The sequence below is a fragment of the Marinobacter sp. genome, from assembly GCF_041690455.1.
Lineage (GTDB): Bacteria > Pseudomonadota > Gammaproteobacteria > Pseudomonadales > Oleiphilaceae > Marinobacter.
In genome coordinates this window covers 1-18,703 of sequence record NZ_JAWLHI010000073.1, presented here as the reverse complement: position 1 = coordinate 18,703, position 18,703 = coordinate 1, and the positions used below count along the sequence as shown (strand labels likewise).

The window sequence follows — 18,703 nt, the reverse complement described above, 5'->3', positions numbered from 1 at the left end:
GGAAAAATGCGTCCGAGGACATCACCGAGCCCTTCACCTCCAGGCCTTCATCCGCTGCCTTGATACCGGCGATCCTGGCACTGTAGACCCGGCTCATCTGGCCGGCGCCAATGCCGATGGTACGGCCGGCCCTGGCATAGACAATAGCGTTGGACTTGACGTACTTGGCCACTTCCCAGGCAAACAGAAGGTCATTCAGTTCCGCTTCGGTGGGCTGACGTTCGGTGACCACTTTCACGTCTTCCATGGCGACCATGCCCAGGTCGCGGTCCTGCACCAGCAATCCGCCGGTCACGCGCTTGTAGTCCAGCGCTTTGGCACGCTCACCATCGAACTCGCCGCAGGCCAGCAGGCGCACGTTCTTCTTCGCGGCAACGATCGCCACGGCTTCCGGTGCCACGGTCGGCGCGATGATCACTTCCACGAACTGGCGATCAATAATGGCCTTGGCAGTTTCGGCATCCAGCTCACGGTTGAAGGCAATGATGCCACCGAAGGCGGAGGTGGGATCGGTGGCAAAAGCCAGGTCATAGGCCTGGTGGATGTCGGCGCCGATGGCGACACCGCAGGGGTTGGCGTGCTTGACGATCACGCAGGCCGGATCGGCGAAGGGCTTCACGCATTCCAGGGCGGCGTCGGTGTCGGCCACGTTGTTGAAGGACAGCTCCTTGCCCTGCAGCTGCTCGGCGGTTGCCACGCAGGCTTCCTTCGGGTTGCGCTCGGCATAGAAGGCAGCGCGCTGGTGCGGGTTCTCGCCGTAGCGCATGTCCTGAACCTTCACGAACTGGGCGTTGAAGGTGCGGGGGAAATCGGCGTTGTCGTTGTCCGGGGTACGGCCACCCAGGTAATTGGCGATCGCGCCGTCGTAGCCGGCGGTGTGCTCGAAGGCCTTGACGGCCAGGTCGAAGCGGGTGCCGTAGCTGAGCTCGCCGTCGTTGTCATCCAGCTCGTTCAGGACTCGACGGTAGTCAGAGGCATTGACCACGATGGCGACATCGTTGTGGTTCTTGGCTGCGGCGCGAACCATGGTGGGACCACCGATGTCTATGTTCTCGATAGCAGTGGCCAGATCGCAGTCCGGCTTGGCCACGGTGTCCTCGAACGGGTAGAGGTTTACCACCACCATATCAATCGGGTTGATGCCGTGCTCGGACATAACAGCATCGTCAGTGCCCCGGCGGCCCAGGATGCCGCCGTGGATTTTCGGGTGCAGGGTCTTGACCCGTCCATCCATCATTTCCGGGAAACCGGTGTAGTCGGACACTTCGGTGACCGGAACATTGTTTTCCTGGAGCAGGCGGAAGGTGCCGCCAGTGGAGAGCAGTTCAATGCCGCGGTCGGTCAGGGCACGGCCGAAATCGACAATGCCGGTTTTGTCACTCACGCTGATGAGCGCGCGACGGACGGGAGTGTTAGCCTGGTTTGCCATGGGTCACTTTCTTCGCTGGTCAGATAAGCCGGATGACGTTGCGAGGTTGCAACGACCGCGTTGTAACGAACAAGGGCCTCGCGAACGTGATCCGGGAGGCCCTTTTGGGGTCAGGTCAGATTATAGCAGACCGTATTGCTTGAGCTTCTTGCGCAGGGTGCCGCGATTCAGTCCCAGCATGGTGGATGCCTTGGTCTGGTTGTTGCGGGTGTATTTCATCACCTGCTCCAGCAGCGGGGCTTCCACTTCCGACAGTACCAGTTGGTAGACGTCGGTGACGGGCGCGCCATCCAGTTGCGCAAAATAGTTCTTCAGGGCAACTTCAACGCTGTCACGCAGGGTGACGCTGTTGCCGCTGCTGTTCACCGTTTGCAACTGATGAAGGTCATCGTTGGCCGGGGTGCTCAGGTTGTCGTTTGCCAAAGTCTCAGCGGTCATGCTGCGAATACCTCTCCATTTCGTAAGCCTGCAAAGTACTGTTCGATGCTGTCTTTCTGCTCCAGCGCGTCTTCGATGGCGTTGAAGCGTTTGCGGAACTGTCTGCTCTGGTCGTGGGACTGCAGGTACCAGCCCACATGTTTTCTGGCGATACGCACGCCCATCTTTTTGCCGTAAAAGCTGTGCAGCTCGGCAAGGTGCCCGGTGAGGATCTGCTCCACCTCGTCCAGGGGCGGCTCCGGCAGGTGCTTTCCGGTCTCCAGGTAATGGAGTATTTCCCGGAAGATCCAGGGCCGGCCCTGGGCGCCCCTGCCAATCAGCAGGCCATCGGCGCTGGTGTGCCGGAGCACCTTCAGGGCCTTCTCCGGTGAGGTGATGTCGCCATTGGCGAACACCGGGATCTGCACCCGGGATTTGACTTCGGCAATGGTGTCGTATTCCGCGTCCCCGCTGTATTTGTCCGCGCGGGTACGACCATGGATGGCCAGAGCCTGAATACCGGCATCCTGCGCCATCCGGGCGATGATCGGAGCGTTGCGGTTGTCCGAATCCCATCCTGTGCGCATTTTCAGTGTCACCGGAACATCCACCGCCTTTACGACGGCTTCCAGGATCTCTCGGACCAGCGCCTCATCCTTCATCAGTGCGGAGCCGGCGGCCTTGTTGCAAACCTTCTTGGCCGGGCAGCCCATATTGATGTCGATGATCTGGGCGCCGAAGCTGGCGTTCTGTCGCGCGGCGTCGGCCAGCATCTGAGGATCACCGCCGGCGATCTGGACCGAGCGTGGCTCCGGCTCGCCTTCATGATTCAGCCGTGTCCTGGATTTGCGCGTATGCCAGAGCTTGCTGTCCGCTATGACCATTTCCGATACCGCAAGGCCCGCGCCCATCCGTCGGCAGAGTTGCCGGAAGGGGCGGTCGGTCACACCCGCCATGGGTGCAACGATGAGCGGATTGGGCAAAGTGTACGGCCCGATTTTTGCCGTTGGCAGCATGATCTGAGTCCGTGTCACAGCGGATTGAGCAAGGATCGGAATGGAGCGATTGATCAATTAGTGATCGGTCCGATTCCGAAGGGCGCTAATGATACCGTCGGGGCCCCTTCGATTGAAGGGGCTTGACAGTGAAAAAAGCTGATTATTTTTCGTTCTTTCTGGTTGACTTTTGTTCGTTGTGGTGGCTGCGCAGCCATTCGCCAAGTAAATACTTGCTTACGCGATCAGGGTGAGTACGGACGGAAGTTCAGGTTGTAGTTGACCGCATCCCGACCCGGATCCCGGATGCTGATGGCGATGCGTACAGGCGTGTCCGTTGGCATGTCCTCCAGCTCCTGCGCTTCACCGGCCAGATATTCGTCAGGGGTGAACAGACTCTGGGCAACAACGTCGCCATTGAGATTGGAGAAGGTCAGGGCAATGGCCGGGAATGGCTGCCCGAAATCCGCCCGGTTGATGATCACGGCGTCTACCAGCAGCTGACCCCGGTTCTCGGGATCTGTACGGACGACCAGCTTGCGGCTCTGGATGGCGTCAACATTGACCAGGGGCTTGAGTTCACAGCCCGCCAGTTCACAACCTTTTTCGTAGAATGGGCGCAACTCGGGAATGGCCGACAGACGATCGAACTGGAACCAGGTCACCTGGGCCACCAGAACACCGATCAGGGCAATCACAATCAGGCTCCAGAGGATGGTTCGGGCCTTTCCGCCGCGACCCTTGTCTACCGAGACGGGTTCGCGCCGGAGATCGCTGAATGGAGCGGTTGCGCGCATGGATTCTGCGGCGGTGGAATCTGTGCGTTCGTTATGGAACCCGGACTCGACCGGCTCCTCACCGGAGGTGTCGGTGGCACTGAAAGCCGGCTCCGGTGCGGGTCGGGACGGTCTCCGGGGTGGTTCCGGGGCCGGTTCCGGTTCAGGTTCTGCGAGCCCTGACTCGAACTTTTCAGGTTCAGGCTCAGACGTTTCGGGCTCGGGCTCGCGGGCAGAGAATGTGGGGCTCGCTTCATCCCTGCTGGGTCGCGCCGGAGCGGGCTGTTTCGGCTTGCCCGGTTCCCGGGACTCTTCGTCCTCTTCCAGGATTGCCTCGGCCCAACTTTCGTCCACTTCCTCCGGCTCGGAGTCCGCATCGGCATCCCGAAAGCCCGCCTTCTCGTTCTGGCTGATGGAAAGGAAACTGTCGCTGAGCTCGTCGTCCGAGAATGACAGTTTTGAGCCGGCGTAACGACCTTCCTCGGCATCCTCATCGGGGTTGTCAGCAAACACGAAGTCTTCTTCGGTGGTCAGGCCGGAGGGCTCGGATTTTCCGGCCGGGGGAGCCGGAGGCTGGGGAGAGGCGGGCATGACCCGGTGTTCAATGGCGTTGAAAACCTCCATGCAGTTGCCGCAGCGGACTTTGCCCTTGGCGACGCCAAGCTGTTCATCGGAAACGCGGAAACGGGTATGGCACTTCGGGCACTGTGTCTGCAGGCTGCTCTGGGTCATGCTTCGTTCCTGAAAGCGGCTGTACTACGAGTGTCGCAGTTTAGTCGCTATCGTCCGGTTCGTCATCTGTCCTTGCGCCGTCCTGTGAGGCGTATCCACTCTTCCCGCTGCTCGGGCTCATCCATGATGAACCAGGGCTCATAGGCCTCCATGACTTCCCGGGCCTGGTTGGAAAGGATGCCCGAGAGTACCAGGTCGCCCCCGGGCCGGGTCAGGGCGGCCAGATGCGGCGCGAGGCCGATCAGTGGCTGGGCCAGTATGTTCGCCAGCATCACGTCACACCGGGTGTCCGGCTCGTCTTCCGGCAGGTACAGGTCCAGCCTGGATTCCTCGACGCCGTTGCGCCGGGCATTCTCCCGGCTGGCCTCCAGGGCCTGAGGGTCGGTGTCAACACCAATGACGTGATCGGCACCCAGCAGCAGTGCCGCAAGGCCCAGGATGCCGGAGCCGCAGCCATAATCGATGACCTGCTTGCCCTGCATGTCCTGGCCGTCCAGCCATTCGAGGCAGAGCGCCGTGGTCGGGTGCGTGCCGGTGCCAAAGGCGAGGCCCGGATCGAGCATCAGGTTGGCTGCATCCGGGTCCGGCGCATCATGCCAGCTGGGTACAATCCAGAGCCGCTCGCCGAATTTCAGGGGCTGAAAATCGTCCATCCAGGCCCGCTCCCAGTCCTTGTCTTCCACCAGCGTGACCTCGATCTCCGGCAGGGACTGCTGGGTCTGCTGGTGCCAGGCATCGCGGACGTCGGCGCACAGCTGGTCAATGTCACGATCGGACTGGAACAGACCAGTCACCGTGGTCTGGCTCCACAGAGGGGTGGTGCCGGGGTCGGGCTCGTACAGGGGCTGGTCGGCGGCGTCTTCCATGGAGACGGCGTCAGCGCCCATCTCCATGAGCAGATCCTCCAGCTGATCCGCATTGTCCGGATCAGCCGGGATCTGGAGTTGTATCCAGGGCATGGTTATTCCCGCATCAGTTTTTCCAGGTAGTGGATGGTGAAGTCTACCTGTTTGAAGCCACCATCGCGTACCAGTCTCCGATGCAGGGGTTGGTTGGTCTTGATGCCCTCGACCACCATCTCGTCCAGCGCGTTCTTCATGCGCCGGCGAGCGATCTCGCGATCATCGCCCCAGGTAATGAGCTTGGCCACGAGCGAATCGTAGTACGGCGGTACCGTGTAGCCGCTGTACAGGTGGGAATCGACACGGATGCCATTGCCGCCGGGTGCGTGATAGTGCTTGACCTTGCCCGGACTGGGCACGAAGGTTTTGGGATCCTCGGCGTTGATCCGGCATTCGATGGCATGGCCCTGGATGTGGATTTCATCCTGGCTGTACTGCAGGGGCAGTCCGCTGGCAATACGCAGCTGTTCGCGCACGATGTCCACACCGGTGACCATCTCGGAGACCGGGTGCTCCACCTGGACCCGGGTGTTCATCTCGATGAAGTAGAACTCGCCATCCTGGTACAGGAACTCGAAGGTCCCGGCGCCCACATAGCCGATTTCCTTGCAGGCATCGACACAGGCTTTCAGGGTTCTTTCCCGGGATTCGGCATTGACGTTCGGTGCCGGCGCTTCCTCGATCACCTTCTGGTTGCGGCGCTGCATGGAGCAGTCGCGGTCGCCCAGATGAATGACGTTGCCGTGCATGTCCGCCAGAACCTGCACTTCCACATGGCGTGGTGTCTCCAGGAATTTCTCCAGGTACACGGTGGGGTCACCGAAGGCGTTGCGGGCCTCGCTCTGGGTAATCTGGATCGCCTTGAGCAGGGCTGCCTCGGAGTGGACCACCTGCATACCCCGGCCACCACCGCCGGACGCTGCCTTGATCATCACCGGGTAGCCGATTTTCCGGGCAACCTGGAGGGTAAGCTCGTCGTCGTCGGTGAGTGGGCCGTCGGATCCGGGCACGGTCGGCACGCCAGCCTTTTTCATGGCTTCGATGGCGGAGACCTTGTTGCCCATCAGGCGGATGGTTTCTGCCTTCGGACCGATGAACCGGAAGCCGCTTTTTTCCACCTGCTCGGCGAAGTCGGCGTTCTCTGCCAGGAACCCGTAGCCCGGATGGATGCCCACCGAATCGGTCACTTCCGCCGCGCTGATGATGGCGGGGATGTTCAGGTAGCTTTCGGTTGCACTGTTCGGGCCGATGCACACGGATTCGTCGGCAAGACGCACGTGCATCAGTTCCCGGTCCACCTGCGAGTGTACGGCAACGGTCTTGATGCCGAGTTCCTTGCAGGCACGCAGGATACGCAGCGCGATTTCACCGCGGTTTGCGATCAGAACTTTTTCTAACATGGCCATGAGTAACAATCACCCAGTTCAGGAAATGACGACCAGGGGCTGGTCAAACTCCACCGGCTGGCCATTCTCGACCAGGATTTCAGTTACGGTTCCGGCCTTGTCAGCCTCGATCTGGTTCATCATCTTCATCGCCTCGACGATGCAGATCACGTCACCGACGTTAACGGTCTGGCCAACTTCCACGAACGACTGGGCGGTGGGCGACGGTGCCCGGTAGAAGGTGCCGACCATCGGAGAGTTCACGGTATGGCCGGACGGACCTGCCGGGGCCGCTGGTTCTTCCGCCGCGGGAGCCGGGGCAGGCGCGGGGGCTGCTGCCTGGGGTGCCGGTGCGGGCAAATGGCTCACGTACTGGGTGCCTGCGGCCTGCTCGCGACGGCGGGAGATGCGGACAGAATCGTCGCCCTCCTGGATCTCCAGTTCCTCGACGTCGGATTCCTCCAGGAGCTCAATGAGTTTCTTGATCTTGCGAATATCCATAGTTAATCCAGTCCCGTTGTGTCTGATCTATCGGTGAATTCGTTGTAGGGCCGCCTGCAGGGCGAGGTCGTACCCCTGGCTGCCCAACCCGCAGATAACGCCAATGGCGATATCGGAAAAATAGGAGTGATGGCGAAACGGTTCCCGCGCATGCACGTTGGAAAGATGCACTTCGATAAAGGGGATCCCGGAAGCCAGCACGGCATCCCGGAGGGCGATGCTGGTATGGGTGAAAGCAGCAGGATTGATGATGAGGAAATCCACGCCTTCGGCCCGTGCTTCATGGACCCGCTCGATCAGTTCGTACTCGGCATTGGACTGAAGGTGGAGCAGGTGGTGGCCCTTTTCGGCCGCCTTCGCCTTCAGCCGGTCATCGATGTCCTTCAGGGTCTCGTAGCCGTACACCTCGGGCTCACGGGTGCCGAGCATATTGAGGTTGGGACCATGGAGCACGAGAATGGTGGACATGATTACGCCTGCCTTGCTGTCTTTTTAACAGGATCGCCGAAAATCACGGCATTTTCCCACAATGGTGCGTGCTTGTTTTCCTCAGATCAACACTTTTTGACAATCTTCCGTGTTGGCCATTGGTCGTAAAAAGACAGCACTGGCAATCGAAACGGGATCTTTCCGCTGATGACAATCATTGTCGGCAAGGACCGGGCCGACTTCCATACGACGTTGGTTTCATAGCTGAAGGTAGTGGCAGCGGGCCGGGCCGGCCCGCTGAGGGGCGGGTCAGGGGGTGTCTGCGCTCACGCAGTTGCGGCCGGCCTTCTTGGAGGCATACAGCGCCCGGTCGGCCCTGTCGCACAGTTCCTGTGCGGTTTGTTCAGGCTGCAGGGTGGCGACGCCGCAACTGAAGGTGACATTGAATTCCCTGTCTCCTGCGCGCTGGCGGAGTTCCGAGAATCGCTCCCGGATCTCGTTCAGTACGTTGCGGGCATCGCTGGGTCGGGTGTCCGGCAGTATGATGGCAAACTCCTCGCCACCATAGCGCCCGACATGGTCGGTCTTGCGCAGCCGCTGTTTCAGGAACATGGACAGGCTGCGCAGGACCCGGTCGCCGATCGGGTGGCCGAAGGTGTCGTTGACCTTCTTGAAGTAGTCGATATCGATCATCGCGAAGGACAGGGGCTGATCCTTCTGGCGGGCCTTGGCGATTTCCTGGTCCAGCAGGTGGAGGGTGTGGGTATGGTTGTAAAGTCCCGTCAGGCTGTCACGGATCATCAGGGCCAGCAGCGAGCGGGCCCGACGGCCCCGGTTGTGGATGGTGGCGACCAGGTGCTTGGGGTCAATGGGCTTGGTCAGGAAATCGTCTCCGCCCAGGCTCATGGCATGGAGCTGTTTGCTGACATCCTCCTCCGCCGAGAGGTAGATGATGGGTACGCTGTGGAAGCGGTCCTGCTGGCGGATAACCCGGGCGATCTCCATGCCGGTGCACCCGGGCATGTACATGTCGAGGATGATGATTTCCGGGGAGAACTCGTCCAGGGCATGAATGATCTGCATCGGATCGGTGATGATGTGGGCGGTCATGCCGGCCCGCTTCAGTACCGTCTCCATGTACTTGGCCTGGGCCCGGGAATCGTCCAGCACCAGCACACGGTAGGGCTCGATGGTGTTGCCGTGGGTGTAGGTCTCGATCTTTTCGATCAGCTGGCCGGGATCGACCGCCGGGTAGAAGAACTCCTCGCCCCCGCACCGTGAGGCCCGGAGACGGGTTTCGATCGAGCCGTCCTCGTCACTCACGAAAATGACCGGGATCGGGGTTTCGTGGCGCTCCTGCAGATGCTCGATGATGCCGATGCCGGCATTCGCACTGCCACCGAAACTCACATCCATCAGGATGGTTTCCGGCTTGCTGAGGGCGCAGGCTTCCATAAGGGCGTCGGCACTGGCAAAGGCCGAGGCCCGGAAGCCGAAGAATTCCAGCTGTCGGATCAGGCGTGCGGCCATTTCCTCGTTTTCCAGCGCGACGTAGATCGGGGTCCGCCGGTATTGCAGGGGGGCGTCGGTCTTGTCCTTGTCGGTGCGGCGCAGGGTGCTCTGACACAGTTGTTCCATGGCATCCTGAAGCTGCGGCCACAGCACCTCGTCCGGAGCGCTGTCTGCCGGCCAGCGGGTCATCAGGTCAAGCGCTTTCTGGCCGGCTTGCGCGTGGCCATCCATCTCAAAACGCTGGGCGTATCGCACCAGTTTGTCGGTGGCGCTGACCAGTTCGGCGCGATGGGAAGCTGCCAGGCTGTGGTCGGAATGGATCTTCTGCCAGGTGTCCAGGACAACCCGTGCCTGGGTGGTTACACGTCGGGCAAAGTGTTGTCTGAGCTTCTCTTTCTGGCTTTCGTCGTTCATGTTACTCCGGCCCGTCCCTACACATGATGTTCGCCCCGCCTGCTGGGGACGAATTTTTTAACCTCGGTGCTTTTACAGAGTCTATAGTGTTTAAAGTGGTCGGCGTAGGTGGCGCAATGTAAATGTTTGTCAACTCTGGGGTGCAGGTCACAGTTGCTGCGTCGACTGTTGCAGCCCCTCCGGAGCAATTCCTTATGGCATGGAAGCAGAGTCCGCAGCCCGCGCGGAACCAGGCGGGGATGATTACCCTCCGTACCCTGCTGCTGCTTTTTACCGGTAGCCTGCTGGTGGTTGTGCTCGTGGCCGGTTTCGTGACCAGTTTCAGCCATTTTCGGGGCTATGTTTCCGAACAGCTGACGGGCCATGCCCGGGATGGTGCCACTGCCGTCGGCCTGTCCCTTTCCAATGCCATCGACGGGAGTGATCCGGTCGCCTCGGCATCCCTCATCGACGCGGTCTTTGACAGCGGGCGATACCTCCGGGTGATCTACCTGAACCATCAGGGAGAGATCATTGCCGGCCGGCGGAAATCACTGGATCAGATTGGCGTGCCGGCCTGGTTCCGTTCGGTGGCGGACCTTCCGCTTCCGGTTGCCGAAGCCGAGGTGGTGCGGGGCTGGCGCAGACTCGGGACGGTTCAGGTGGTCAGCGATCCGGGACGGGCGTACCGGGACCTCTGGCGTATCACCAGCGGGCTTGTGGTGGCCATCCTGGTGATCGGGGCGTCGGGTCTGTTCACCCTCTTTTTGCTGCTCAAGCGGACCCTGCGCCCGCTCGCTGCCCTGGAAGAGCAGGCAAAAGCGCTCGGCAATCGGAATTTCCGGCGCCGTGTCACCATACGGTCTACCCGGGAACTGAATCAGGTAACCGAGGCCATGAACCAGATGTCCGATGATCTGGGGCATCTTTTCGAAGGCCAGGCAAAGCTGATTCAGCATCTGCGTCGATTGAGCAATGAGGACCCGGTAACCGGTCTGGCCAGTCGCAGTGCTTTTGATCAGCGCCTCAAGGTCGAGGTGGAATCGGAGGAAAAGTCGGCGCCGGGGATGTTGATCCTGATCCAGTTGTGGGACTTTGCCGGCTTCAACCAGGCCCACGGGCGGGACGAAGGGGATCGTCTGCTGGTTCGGGTTGCCGGTGAGCTCGGGCGATTCATGGACCGGCACGCGGGCGGTTTTGCCGGCCGGCGGACCGGGTCTGATTTCGCCCTTTACCTGCCCGGTGCCATGCCTGCCGATGCCAGCGTCTGGTGTCGGGACCTTGTTGCCGACCTGGACAGCGTCTATGCCGACCTCGCCTCATCCATGAAAGTAGCTGTGCACGCCGGGCTTGCCCGGGCCGGGGCGGGAAGAAGCGCCCGCGAGTTGATGTCCGCTGCCGACGAAGCGCTCCGGAAGGCCCAATCCCTGGGAGACAGCGGTTACCAGCTGGCCAACGGCGAGCAGGAGCATCATCACAACCTGGAGACCTGGCGGGTCATCCTGACCGAGGCGATACGCAAGCAGCGGTTCTCGCTGTGGCTGCAACCGATGATCAGCGAACACTCCGAGTCGCCACTCTATCACCAGGTCTTCTCCAGGCTGGATACGCCGGAAGGTGAACTCAAGGCCAGCGTGTTTGTCCCCATGGCAGAGCGGTTCGGACTGGTTGAGCAGATCGATCGCCTGCTGATGCAAAGAGTGCTGGAGCGGCTTGCACAGCACCCGGGCCAGCAGCTGGCGGTATCCCTGGCAGGTGCTTCGGTAGCCAGCGAGACCTTCCGGCAGGATCTGCTGACCTGGCTGGAGCAGGCCGGTGATAGCGCCCGGCAGCTGTGGATCGGAATCTCCGAGCAGACCATCCATCATCATCGTACCGCGGTGGGTCTTCTGGTGCGGGCCCTGGGGCGGATCAATGTGCCGGTGCTGGTGGACCGGTTCGGGGTGGGAGGCGTACCCTTCAGCTATCTCAGGAATCTGAGGTTTCAGGCGCTGCGTATCGATAACAGCTTTATCCACGATATCGACAGTCACGAAGAAAACCGTTTCTACCTGGAATCGGTAATCGGCATAGCGCACCGGCGCGGCGTCCGGGTTTTTGCCACCGGCGTGGAAACAGCGGCGGAGTATTCGGTGCTGTGCAAGCTGGGTATCGATGGCGCCATGGGGTACCATTTGGGTCGTCCATTCGCTGCTGACCAACAACCGCAAGGGGATTAGGAGTCTTATGCCAGGCAAATTCAGACAGTTCTTCAGGGATCGGAAAGAGGATGTTCAGGATTACGCCGGTGGCAGCGGCGTTATCGGCCGGTTCATCATCGCGGTGCTGGTGATCTACCTGCTGGCGGCCATTGTCGTCGGTATCTACTGGAGCGGCGAGCCAGACACCTTCTCCGTGCGCGAGAACACCCGGACCGTGGCCAACACCATGGAGCGGGAACCGGTCACCGGTTTTGCCACCACAACCACCATGATCCGGATTGCCGAAACCCTGCTGGACAAGCCCGGTGGCTACATCTCCAACGACATTTTCCCGCCGGGATTATGGTTGGATAACATTGCTAACTGGGAATTTGGTGTGCTGGTCCAACTCCGGGACCTGTCCCGGGCCATGCGGCGGGACATTGCCCGGTCCCAGAGCCAGTCCTCCGAGGATCCTGATCTGGTTATCGCCGAGCCCCAGTTCCACTTCGACAGCCAGAGCTGGGCCATCCCGTCTACTGAATCCGAGTATCGTCGCGGGATTACGGCCCTCAAACGGTATTTGAACCGCCTGTCTGCCCCGGAGCAGGCCGACGCCCAGTTCTTCGCCCGGGCCGACAACCTCAATAGCTGGCTCGCGGATCTGGAGACCCGGCTGGGTAGCCTGTCCCGGAACCTTGGGGAGAGCGTCGGCAAGGCGTCTGTTTCAGACGCGGTAGCTAACGTGGATAGCGACAACCCGCTGGCTGAAGAAACCGGGGGTAGCGAAGTGCAGACACCCTGGACCGAAATCGATGATGTGTTCTACGAGGCCCGCGGCAGTGCCTGGGCGTTGTTGCACATCTTCCGCGCCATTGAGGTGGACTTCCGCAAGGTGTTGCAGGACAAGAATGCCATGGCCAGTGTGAAGCAGATCATCATCGAGCTGGAGGGTACGCAGGGCCAGATGTGGAGCCCGGTAATCCTGAACGGCAGCGGCTTCGGCGTGCTGGCCAACCACTCCCTGACCATGGCCGCCTACCTGTCCCGCGCCAATGCGGCGATCAGCGATATGCGGGATCTGTTGTCACGGGGCTGAGGCAGTCCCGTTTCCGAGCACAAAAAAACCGGGTTCCAGGACCCGGTTTTTTTGCATCTGAAGCGTCTTGCCGATCAGCCCTTGTAGGCGTTGATGGCGTCTTCGATGGCTTTCTTGGCGGCTGCGGCGTTGTCCCAGCCCTGTACCTTGACCCACTTGCCCGGCTCGAGAGTCTTGTAGTTCTCGAAGAAGTGCCGGATCTGATCGCGGAGCAGCTCGGGCAGGTCTTCGATTTCCTTCACGTTGTGGTAGGAGGTGGTCAGCTTGTCGTGGGGCACGGCAACCAGCTTGGCGTCACCACCGGCTTCGTCTTCCATGTTCAGAACGCCAACCGGGCGGGCACGGATAACGGAGCCAGCCTGTACCGGGTACGGGGTGACCACGAGTACGTCCAGGGGGTCGCCGTCGTCGGCCAGGGTGTGGGGGATAAAGCCGTAGTTGGCCGGGTAGAACATCGGGGTGGCCATGAAACGGTCTACCAGCAGGGCGCCCATGTCTTTGTCCAGTTCGTACTTGACCGGGGAGCTGTTGGCCGGAATCTCGATGGCAACGTAGATGTCTTCAGGCGGGTTTTTGCCTGCGGGGATGTTGTCGAATTGCATGTGCGATCCTTCCTGATACGTTGAGGTACGTTTAACTGTGGCTAAAAAGTGGGCGCAATTATACGGGAGTCTCTTGCAGTTCGAAACTAAACCTTGGTCGTTGGCTCTTGAGTTGGCTTAACTCTGACTTGGGTGCGAGCGGATCTCTGGTGGGAGCTTCCGAAAAGCGCCCGTGAATACGTCCCTGTAGGGCTCGGTCGCGCCATCCTTGGCGCTCCACGTTTTCGGAAGCTCCCACCAGAGATCCGCCCAATCTTTTACGGCATGCCGTCCAAGTTGTGCTTCAAGGTTTGAGAGGGCTGCACCGAGCGCTGGGGGTGTGTCAGGGGCCTGTTCCAAAACTGTGCGGAGCCATGGATGGCGGAGCTCAAGCGTCACATGGACGTGCCGCAAGGAGCGTGTTTTGGAACAGGCCCCTGACACACCCCTTCCCCCAAAGTCAGAGCTTCAGCTGCTTGGCAATCAGCTCCCTCATGATCTCGGTCGTGCCGCCGCCGATGGACAGGATCTTGGCGTCCCGATACAGGCGCTCCACCACTGACTCCCGCATATAACCCATGCCACCGAACAGCTGCACCGCCTCCCGGGTGACTTTTTCGCAGACGTCCACCGAGAAATTCTTGGCCATGGCTACCTGCTTGATCGGGTTCTTGCCGGCCTGCATCAGGGCTGCGCAGCGGTAGGTGTATTCACGGGCCACGTCTATCTGGGTGGCCATGTCCACCAGCTTGTGGCGGGTCACCTGGAAACCGGCGATGCTCCGGCCGAAGGCCTGGCGTTGCCGGGTATAGTCCAACGCGGCCTCGTAGGCGAGTTGGGCGGTCATGTAGGCCATGATGGAGAGGCTCAGGCGTTCGGCCAGGAAGTTGCTCATGATGGCGATGAAGCCCGCGTTCTCGGCGCCAATCAGGCGGTCCGCCGGTACCCGGCAGTCCTGGAAGAAAAGCTCAGCGGTGTCGCTGGCCCACCAGCCCATTTTGCGGAGTTTCTTGCCGGTGGTGAAACCGGGCGTGTCCCGGTCGATGAGCAGCAGGCTGATGCCGCTGTGGCCCTCGCCGCCTGTGCGGACGGCGACAGTGTAATGGTCCGCGCGCATGCCGCTGGTGATGAAGGTCTTGCTGCCGTTGACGATGTAGTGGTCGCCGTCCCGGACGGCCCGGGTTTTCAGGTTGGCGACGTCGGAGCCGCCGCCGGGTTCGGTGATCGCCAGGGCGGAAATTTTCTCGCCGCGCAGGACCGGTGGCACGATCTGTTCGCGGATTTCCTTTTTGGCCCATTTGGCCACCGGCGGCAGGCCGATGTCCAGGGACCCCAGGCCCGCGACCAGGCCACCGGAGGTGGAGCGCATCAGTTCCTCGGAGATGGCCACTTTCAGGAAGATGTCACCTTCGCCGGTGCCGCCCAGGGCTTCGGGAAATCCGATGCCGAGCAGGCCGGCGTCGCCCGCCTTTTTATACAACTCCCGGGGAAATTCACCCGCCTCTTCCCAGTCGTCGATGTGGGGCAGGACATGGTTTTCGATAAATTTCCGGGCACTGAGGCGCGCCTGTTCGTGGATATCGTTGAAGTATTCGGACACGGTCGGGCTCCCTGTGGACAATCGTGAATGGAAGCAGTGTCACTCAAAATCCGATACCAAGCAAGCGCTTGGTTTGTGGTTTGAGGCAAACAAAAAGGGCTGGCCCCGAAAGCCAGCCCTTCAGGCGGTCGCCGCTCAGGCGCCTTTGCGGGGAATACTCTTGACTCCCTCGCTGGTGCCCAGCAGCAACAGGTCGGCCGGGCGGCGGGCGAACAGACCGTTGGTAACCACGCCAACGATATTGTTGAGCTGCTCTTCCACATGGATGGGTCGAGAGATGTCCATGTTGTGGACGTCGATGATGATGTTGCCGTTGTCGGTGATCACGCCCTCGCGATAGACCGGATCGCCACCAAGTTTGACGATTTCCCGGCCGACGTGACTGCGGGCCATGGGGATGACTTCCACGGGCAGGGGGAAACTGCCCAGCACGCCAACCATCTTGGACTCGTCCGCGATGCAGATGAACGTTTTGGCGACTGCCGCCACGATCTTTTCCCGGGTCAGGGCTGCGCCGCCACCCTTGATCAGTTCCAAGCGTTCGTTGGTTTCGTCAGCACCGTCCACGTAGAACTCAAGCTCCCCGGCGCTGTTGAGGTCATACACCGGAATGCCGTGGCTCTTCAGGCGTTCGGCAGTGGCTTCGGAGCTGGCCACGGCACCGTCGAACTCGTTCTTCAGTTCGGCCAGCATGTCGATGAAGAAGTTGGCGGTGCTGCCGGTACCCACGCCGACGATGCTATCGCTGTCGAGGCGGGGTGCAATGTAGTCCACGGCGGCTTTGGCCACGGCCTTCTTGAGTTCGTCCTGAGTCATGTCGGGCTCCATTTGAAATTCCGGATGAAATTTAAGGTCATTATAGCTGCCTGTGAGGTCTGCTTATAGACGGCTGCCGTGCAAACTTTCTACACTGTCGGTTTTTCCCGCACATTCACCAAGCAACCGGAACCACTATGCCGCAACGCTACATCAAGAAGATACTCGATGCGCGCGTCTATGACGTGGCCATCGAAACACCCCTGACTGAAGCCCGTAGCCTGTCCAAGCGCTTTGCCAACAACATTATGCTCAAGCGCGAAGACCTTCAGCCGGTGTTTTCCTTCAAGATTCGCGGCGCGTACAACCGAATTGCCCAGCTGTCCGAAGAGCAGAAAGCCAAGGGCGTGATCTGCGCCTCCGCCGGCAACCATGCCCAGGGCGTGGCGATGTCGGCGAAGGAACTGGGCATCAAGGCGGTAATTGTGATGCCCCAGACCACACCGGACATCAAAGTGAGGTCCGTGCGGGACCGGGGTGCCAAAGTGGTGCTCAAGGGTGACGCATTTGATGAGGCGGCCGCCCACGCCCAGGAACTGATCAAGAAACACGGCTATACCTACATCCCACCCTACGATGATCCCGATGTCATCGCCGGGCAGGGCACCGTGGCCATGGAAATGATGTGGCAGTTCTCCCAGCCCCTGCATGCGGTCTTTATCCCGGTGGGCGGCGGCGGCCTTATTGCCGGTATGGCGGCGTACATCAAGTACTTGCGCCCGGAGATCAAGGTGATTGGTGTCGAGCCGGAAGACTCCAACTGCCTGCAGGCCGCCATGAAAGCCGGTGAGCGGGTGATACTGGATGAAGTCGGGATCTTCGCCGACGGGGTGGCGGTGCGCCAGGTCGGCGAGGAACCCTGGAATGTCTGCAAGGACCTGGTGGACGAGGTGATCACGGTCACCACCGACGAGATCTGCGCCGCCATCAAGGATGTATTCGAGGATACCCGCTCCATCGCGGAGCCGGCAGGCGCGCTCTCCATCGCCGGCTTGAAGAAGTACGTGGAGCGGGAGCAGCTGGAAGGCGAGAATCTCGCCGCGGTACTCAGCGGCGCCAACATGAACTTCGACCGCCTGCGCTACATCTCCGAGCGCACCGAGATTGGTGAGAAGCGCGAAGCCATCCTCGCCGTCACCATTCCGGAGAAACCGGGGGCGTTCAAGACCTTCATCAATGCCCTGCACAAGCGCAGCATCACCGAGTTCAACTACCGGTATGCCGACTCCCGGAAAGCGGTGATCTTCGTGGGCATCCAGATCCAGGCCGGCGGCCATGGCCGGGACGAGCTGGTGCAGGAGCTGCGGGAAAGCGGCTATTCCGTGGTCGACCTGACCGACAGCGACCTGGCCAAACAGCACATCCGTCATATGGTCGGTGGCCATGCCCCGAGCATCAGCAACGAGAAGGTCTACCAGTTCGAGTTTCCGGAGCGTCCGGGCGCGCTGTTGAAGTTCTTGATGTCCCTCGGCACCCGCTGGAACATCTCCATGTTCCACTACCGTAACCACGGTGCCGCCTACAGCCGGGTCCTGCTGGGGGCCCAGGTCAACGACGACGAGGATAAAGACTTCGAGAAGATGCTCGACAAAGTCGGTTTCAGGTATGAAAACATGACCGACAACGAGGCCTACCGTTTGTTCCTGGGTGCGGGCAACGGTCAGACCTCCTGATTGGGAGTAGGATCCAGGCTGCGAGGGGCGTTCCGAAACACGCTCCTTGCGGCACCCCTCCGGGGTCCAGCCTGCAATCACAGATTGCAGTCGTTCGTCTGTCGCATGAAGCTTCGCTTCATAAGCGCTCGGCCTCACCCATGTGACGCTTGAGCTCCGCCATCCATGGCTCCGCACAGTTTCGTAACGCCCCTCGCAGCCTGAATCCCAGAGTCCGGCGATTCTTACCGAATTTTAATGAGTCAAAAATTGTAAAATCACAGTTAAATGTTAGTCTTTCGTCTAATTCTCGGAAGCGAGAATAGCTGACTGATTTTCCGATAGTTTACCAACCACGTTCGAAGGAAGAATAAAAATGGGTGGCAAGCCTGACATCATCAAAGCCATCGTGCTGATTTTTGCTGTCGGCCTTGTAGTAACCGGATTTACCTCTATCCATGCCTCGGAAGACAAGCCCCGCTATCAGGATAACGTGACCATCAGCGCGCTTCAGACCGGAGCAGACCGCCTGAACCGGTAACAGCGCCGATCCGTTACCACGCTGTGCAGGGGCACGTCCCAGGGCTCTATCGGCAGCGCTGTCACTTTCTGGAAATCATGGGCCAGGCCGATCAGCTTGGGGGCCAGTCGTGGCCGTAGCCTGCTGAAGGCAAAGGTCCGATCGTAGAATCCTCCGCCCATACCCAGGCGCCCGCCATTCTCATCAAAGCCCACCAGTGGAAACAGCACCGCATCCAGCGCCCAGGCCGGGCGACGCAACCCTTTGCTGAAGGCAGGCTCGGGAATGCCAAAGCGGTTTGCGGTCAGTTCCACGCCATCGTAGTAGGGGCTGAACACCAGTTTGCCGGTATGAATCGGATGCAGCACCGGCAAGTAGAAGTTCACACCCTTGCGGCGGGCAATGTCCATGTAGATATGGGGATCGATCTCACCGTCGTTGGGCAGGTAGACGGCCACGTGCCGGGCACGGTGGAGGTCCGGATTCTTCAGCAGATTCAGCGCCAGGTATTCCGAGGCCTGCATCTGTTCTTCGAATGACAGCGAACGCCGCCTCTGGCGCAGGTGTTTGCGCAACTGGCTTCGGTTCAGGCTATCGGGATGGGATTCGAACGGTTGGGGATGAACAAACTTGCTCAAAATAAAGCTTCCCGGGCTGCCGTTATCGGATGTGGCCCTTGAACCCAGAGTTCAAGGTCGGTGGCCGCTGTGACATATTAGGCTTTCCCCTGTCGGGGACGTGCTCACAATGCCCTGAAGTAGCCACCTGGGTAATGCGCATCGGC

Annotated in this window: 17 protein-coding genes and 1 other RNA gene; 4 read left to right on the top strand and 14 right to left on the bottom strand. The window is 60.5% G+C overall.

What is annotated here, in order from left to right; genetic code table 11:
* The 9 genes from purH to ACESMW_RS15675 all read right to left on the bottom strand — a co-directional run.
* Positions 1–1,429 (bottom strand): bifunctional phosphoribosylaminoimidazolecarboxamide formyltransferase/IMP cyclohydrolase (gene purH / locus ACESMW_RS15715; protein ID WP_372987952.1); only part of this gene is annotated, 1,429 nt, incomplete at its 3' end.
* 120 nt (positions 1,430–1,549) lie between these two features.
* Positions 1,550–1,867 (bottom strand): DNA-binding transcriptional regulator Fis, encoded by a 318-nt coding sequence (fis, locus tag ACESMW_RS15710; protein WP_092003638.1) that lies wholly within the window; start codon positions 1,865–1,867, stop codon positions 1,550–1,552.
* The gene (gene dusB, locus ACESMW_RS15705) at positions 1,864–2,859 is read right to left on the bottom strand and encodes a tRNA dihydrouridine synthase DusB (protein ID WP_372987953.1); all 996 of its coding nucleotides are present in this window, start codon (positions 2,857–2,859) and stop codon (positions 1,864–1,866) included. Before dusB ends, fis begins: the two co-directional genes overlap by 4 nt.
* 227 nt (positions 2,860–3,086) lie before the next feature.
* Positions 3,087–4,349 (bottom strand): DUF3426 domain-containing protein, encoded by a 1,263-nt coding sequence (locus tag ACESMW_RS15700; protein ID WP_372987951.1) that lies wholly within the window; start codon positions 4,347–4,349, stop codon positions 3,087–3,089.
* Between the two features lie 62 nt (positions 4,350–4,411).
* A complete protein-coding gene (gene prmA / locus ACESMW_RS15695; protein WP_372987950.1) occupies positions 4,412–5,308 on the bottom strand; it encodes a 50S ribosomal protein L11 methyltransferase in 897 nt (298 codons plus the stop codon).
* A gap of 2 nt (positions 5,309–5,310) precedes the next feature.
* Entirely contained in the window at positions 5,311–6,657 is a 1,347-nt protein-coding gene (accC, locus tag ACESMW_RS15690; RefSeq protein ID WP_372987949.1) for an acetyl-CoA carboxylase biotin carboxylase subunit, read from the bottom strand.
* Positions 6,658–6,675: 18 nt separating this feature from the next.
* Positions 6,676–7,137, bottom strand: coding sequence for an acetyl-CoA carboxylase biotin carboxyl carrier protein (accB, locus tag ACESMW_RS15685; protein ID WP_372987948.1), 462 nt, complete (start codon positions 7,135–7,137; stop codon positions 6,676–6,678).
* Between the two features lie 27 nt (positions 7,138–7,164).
* Complete coding sequence (gene aroQ / locus ACESMW_RS15680; RefSeq protein ID WP_092003655.1) at positions 7,165–7,605, bottom strand: type II 3-dehydroquinate dehydratase; 441 nt, start codon at positions 7,603–7,605, stop codon at positions 7,165–7,167.
* Positions 7,606–7,875: 270 nt separating this feature from the next.
* Positions 7,876–9,492, bottom strand: coding sequence for a diguanylate cyclase (locus ACESMW_RS15675; protein WP_372987947.1), 1,617 nt, complete (start codon positions 9,490–9,492; stop codon positions 7,876–7,878).
* A 194-nt stretch (positions 9,493–9,686) separates the two neighbouring features.
* On the opposite strand from ACESMW_RS15675, the gene ACESMW_RS15670 reads away from it, so the two are divergent.
* Positions 9,687–11,690, top strand: coding sequence for an EAL domain-containing protein (locus tag ACESMW_RS15670; RefSeq protein WP_372987946.1), 2,004 nt, complete (start codon positions 9,687–9,689; stop codon positions 11,688–11,690).
* A 7-nt stretch (positions 11,691–11,697) separates the two neighbouring features.
* Positions 11,698–12,750 (top strand): DUF2333 family protein, encoded by a 1,053-nt coding sequence (locus ACESMW_RS15665; protein WP_372987945.1) that lies wholly within the window; start codon positions 11,698–11,700, stop codon positions 12,748–12,750.
* 74 nt (positions 12,751–12,824) lie between these two features.
* On the opposite strand, the gene ppa is transcribed toward ACESMW_RS15665, so the two are convergent.
* The 3 genes from ppa to rpiA all read right to left on the bottom strand — a co-directional run bounded on the left by ppa (position 12,825) and on the right by rpiA (position 15,747).
* The gene (ppa, locus tag ACESMW_RS15660; protein ID WP_372987944.1) at positions 12,825–13,352 is read right to left on the bottom strand and encodes an inorganic diphosphatase; all 528 of its coding nucleotides are present in this window, start codon (positions 13,350–13,352) and stop codon (positions 12,825–12,827) included.
* A gap of 439 nt (positions 13,353–13,791) precedes the next feature.
* Entirely contained in the window at positions 13,792–14,931 is a 1,140-nt protein-coding gene (locus tag ACESMW_RS15655; protein WP_372987943.1) for an acyl-CoA dehydrogenase family protein, read from the bottom strand.
* 135 nt (positions 14,932–15,066) lie between these two features.
* Positions 15,067–15,747 (bottom strand): ribose-5-phosphate isomerase RpiA, encoded by a 681-nt coding sequence (gene rpiA, locus ACESMW_RS15650; RefSeq protein ID WP_372987942.1) that lies wholly within the window; start codon positions 15,745–15,747, stop codon positions 15,067–15,069.
* A 137-nt stretch (positions 15,748–15,884) separates the two neighbouring features.
* On the opposite strand from rpiA, the gene ilvA reads away from it, so the two are divergent.
* Together ilvA and ACESMW_RS15640 are read left to right on the top strand one after the other, a co-directional pair.
* A complete protein-coding gene (gene ilvA / locus ACESMW_RS15645) occupies positions 15,885–17,420 on the top strand; it encodes a threonine ammonia-lyase, biosynthetic (RefSeq protein ID WP_372987941.1) in 1,536 nt (511 codons plus the stop codon).
* A gap of 355 nt (positions 17,421–17,775) precedes the next feature.
* Positions 17,776–17,940, top strand: coding sequence for a hypothetical protein (locus ACESMW_RS15640; protein ID WP_372987940.1), 165 nt, complete (start codon positions 17,776–17,778; stop codon positions 17,938–17,940).
* Here ACESMW_RS15640 and ACESMW_RS15635 read toward each other — a convergent pair.
* Both ACESMW_RS15635 and ssrS read right to left on the bottom strand, forming a co-directional pair.
* Positions 17,910–18,557: a 5-formyltetrahydrofolate cyclo-ligase gene (locus ACESMW_RS15635; protein WP_372987939.1), complete on the bottom strand. Its 648-nt coding sequence runs from the start codon at positions 18,555–18,557 to the stop codon at positions 17,910–17,912. The two genes, ACESMW_RS15640 and ACESMW_RS15635, sit on opposite strands and share 31 nt — an antisense overlap.
* Before the next feature lie 4 nt (positions 18,558–18,561).
* A non-coding RNA gene (ssrS, locus tag ACESMW_RS15630) (6S RNA) lies at positions 18,562–18,703 on the bottom strand; the annotation flags it as partial.